The sequence below is a fragment of the Candidatus Deferrimicrobiaceae bacterium genome (genome assembly GCA_035256765.1).
Classification (GTDB): domain Bacteria; phylum Desulfobacterota; class Deferrimicrobia; order Deferrimicrobiales; family Deferrimicrobiaceae; genus CSP1-8.
The window spans coordinates 1-3026 of record DATEXR010000099.1 but is presented as its reverse complement, the minus strand read 5'-3'; the positions used below and the strand labels follow the sequence as shown (position 1 = coordinate 3026).

1 protein-coding gene is annotated in these 3026 nt (G+C 65.7%); it reads right to left on the bottom strand.

What is annotated here, in order from left to right; translation table 11 throughout:
* The coding region (gene gltB, locus VJ307_03245; protein ID HJX73147.1) for a glutamate synthase large subunit at window positions 1–3026 on the bottom strand (3026 nt) is incomplete at both ends.

Below are 3026 nucleotides of genomic sequence, written 5' to 3'. Positions count from 1 at the left end.
ATCGCGGCCGGTTTTGAGCTGCCCGTCGGTCTGCACGCGGATCCGGTCGCGCAGCCGGTTGAAGATCAAGGCCTGCTGCGTCTCGGCGAGCCCGAGTTCCCAGGGGAGCCCGGCGTGCTTGATGGAGGTGAGCGGGGACGCCCCCGTGCCCCCGTCGTGCCCCGAGATCAGGACCAGGTCCGCCTTCGCCTTGGCGACTCCCGCCGCCACCGTACCCACCCCGACCGAGGAGACGAGCTTGACGGAGACGTTCGCCCGGGGATTCACGCATTTCAGGTCGTAGATCAGTTGCGCGAGGTCCTCGATCGAGTAGATGTCGTGGTGCGGCGGGGGAGAGATCAGGGTGACCCCCGGCGTGGTGTGGCGCACCCTCGCGATCTCCGCGCTCACCTTGTGTCCGGGCAACTGGCCCCCCTCGCCGGGTTTCGCCCCCTGGGCCATCTTGATCTGGAGTTCGTCCGCGTGGATCAGGTATTCCGTGGTGACCCCGAACCTCCCCGAGGCGACCTGCCTGGTGCGGGAGCGCAGGCTGTCGCCGTTCGCGAGGGGGAGGGAGCGGGCAGGATCCTCGCCCCCTTCTCCGCAGTTGCTGCGGCCGCCGAGGCGGTTCATCGCCAGCGCGATCGTCTCGTGGGCTTCCGTGCTGATCGACCCGTAGGACATCGCCGCGGTGACGAACCTTCGGGTGATGCTCTCCACCGGTTCGACCTCATCGATCGGGACCGGCTTCCCCTCCCGGAACCGGAAGAGGCTGCGAAGCGTCGCGCGATCTTTCGACTGGTCGTCGATCAGGGCCGTGTATTCCTTGAATACCCGGTAGCCGCCGGTACGGACGGAGTGCTGGAGTTTGTAAATCGCCTCCGGGCTCCACAGATGCTTTTCCCCGTCCACCCTCACCTGGAACAGCCCGCCGGGGTCAAGCAGACGGTTTGCATTCCCGTCCCCTTCATAGGCCCGGCGATGTCTTGCCCGCGTCTCCGCGGCGATCTCGTTGAGCCCGATCCCGCTGATCCGGGAAGCCGTGCCGCAGAAGTACTTGTCCGTGAGCTTCCGCCCGAGGCCCACGGCCTCGAAGATCTGGGCCCCGACGTAGCTGCGCAGGGTCGAGATCCCCATCTTGCTCATCGTTTTGAGCAGCCCTTTCTTGACGGCCGTGACGTACGCGTCGATGGCTTCGCCCGGGAGGAGCGGTTTTTCCAGCAGCCCGGTTTCCGCCAGGTTGCGCACCGTGGAGAAGGCGATATAGGGACAGATCCCGTTGGCACCGTAGCCGACGAGGAGCGCGTAGTGCATGACCTCCCGGGCTTCCCCGGTTTCGATGATGATCGACGCCTGGGTGCGAAGGCCCCTGCGGATCAGGTGATGGTGAAGACCCGAGATGGCGAGCAACGAAGGGATCGGGGCGCGGCCCGCGTCCATGTTCCTGTCCGTCAGGATCAGGAAGGTCGCCCCCTCCTTGATGTATTTTTCGGCCAGCACGAAGACGGAGGTCAGGGCCGAGGCCAGGGCTTTCCCGTCGCCGTCCGCGGGAAACAGAATGTCGATGTCCCGAGCGATGATTTCCGGGACGGAGGCGTTGCGCAGGCGCGCCATGTCCTCCGGGGTGAGGACCGGGTGGGGGAGCTTGAGCATCCGGCAATGTTCCGGCGTCTCGGAAAGCAGGTTCTTCGCCCGCCCGACGAAACTCCGCAGCGACATCACCAGCTCCTCCCGGAGCGGGTCGATCGGGGGGTTGGTGACCTGCGCGAACAGCTGCTTGAAATAGGAGAAGAGCAGCTGCGGGCGGTTGGACAACACCGCCAGGGCGGAGTCGTCCCCCATCGAGCCGACCGCTTCCTGGCCCTGCGAGGCCATCGGAGCGATTACCATCTTCAGGTCCTCTTCGGTGTATCCGAAGGCGATCTGCCTGGTGACCAGGACCTCCGGGTTCTCCGGGGGGATTTCGGGCGGATTGAACAGCCCCCGCATCTCGATCCGGTTGTCCTTCACCCAGTGACGGTACGGGCGCTGGCGCGAAATGCGGGACTTGATCTCGTTGTCGGGGACGATCCGTTTCTGCTCCAGGTCCACGAGAAACATCTTTCCCGGTTGCAGGCGGCCCTTCTGGAAGATCTGGCTGGCCGGAAAGTCCATCACGCCGGTTTCCGAGGCCAGGACGATCATGCCGTCGCGGGTGATCGTGTACCGGGCGGGCCGCAGGCCGTTCCGGTCCAGGGTGGCCCCGATGTATCGCCCGTCGCTGAAGACGAGAGCCGCCGGGCCGTCCCACGGTTCCATGATCGCGGAGTGGTACTCGTAGAACGCCCGCTTGTCCTCGCTCATGTGGAACTTCGGGCCGAACGCCTCGGGGACCATCATCATCATGGCGTGGGGGAGCGAACGCCCGGCCATCACCAGGAGCTCCAGCGCGTTGTCGAAGATCGCGGAGTCGCTTCCCTCCTCGAGGATCACGGGCTTGATCTTCTCGAGGTCGGCGCCGAACAGCTCCGATTCGATCATGGCCTCCCGGCCGCGCATCCGGTTGATGTTCCCCCGCAGCGTGTTGATCTCCCCGTTATGCGCCAGGAACCGGAACGGGTGGGCGAGGTGCCACGTGGGAAGGGTATTCGTGCTGTACCTCTGGTGAACCACCGCGAAGGCGCTTGCGAAGGACGGGTCGCGCAGGTCCGGGAAGAACGTGGTGAGCTGGGAGCCGGTGAGCAGCCCCTTGTAGACGATGGTGCGGGCCGAGAGGCTGGAGATGTAGAACTGGCTCGCGTCGCAGTCGGTCCAGCTCCTGGCCTCCTTCTCCGCCCGGCGGCGGATGACGTAGAGCTTCCGTTCGAAGGCGTCTCCGCCGAGGGACTCGCTCGAGAGGAAACATTGACGGATCTCGGGCCGCGTCGTCCGGGCGAGGTCCCCCAGGGGATCCGAATTCACGGGGACCTGCCTCCAGCCGAGGACCGGGCACCCTTCTTCCCGGGCGTATCGTTCGACGGCATCCACGCAGCGATCGGCAAGGTCCGCGTCCGTAGGCAGGAAGATCA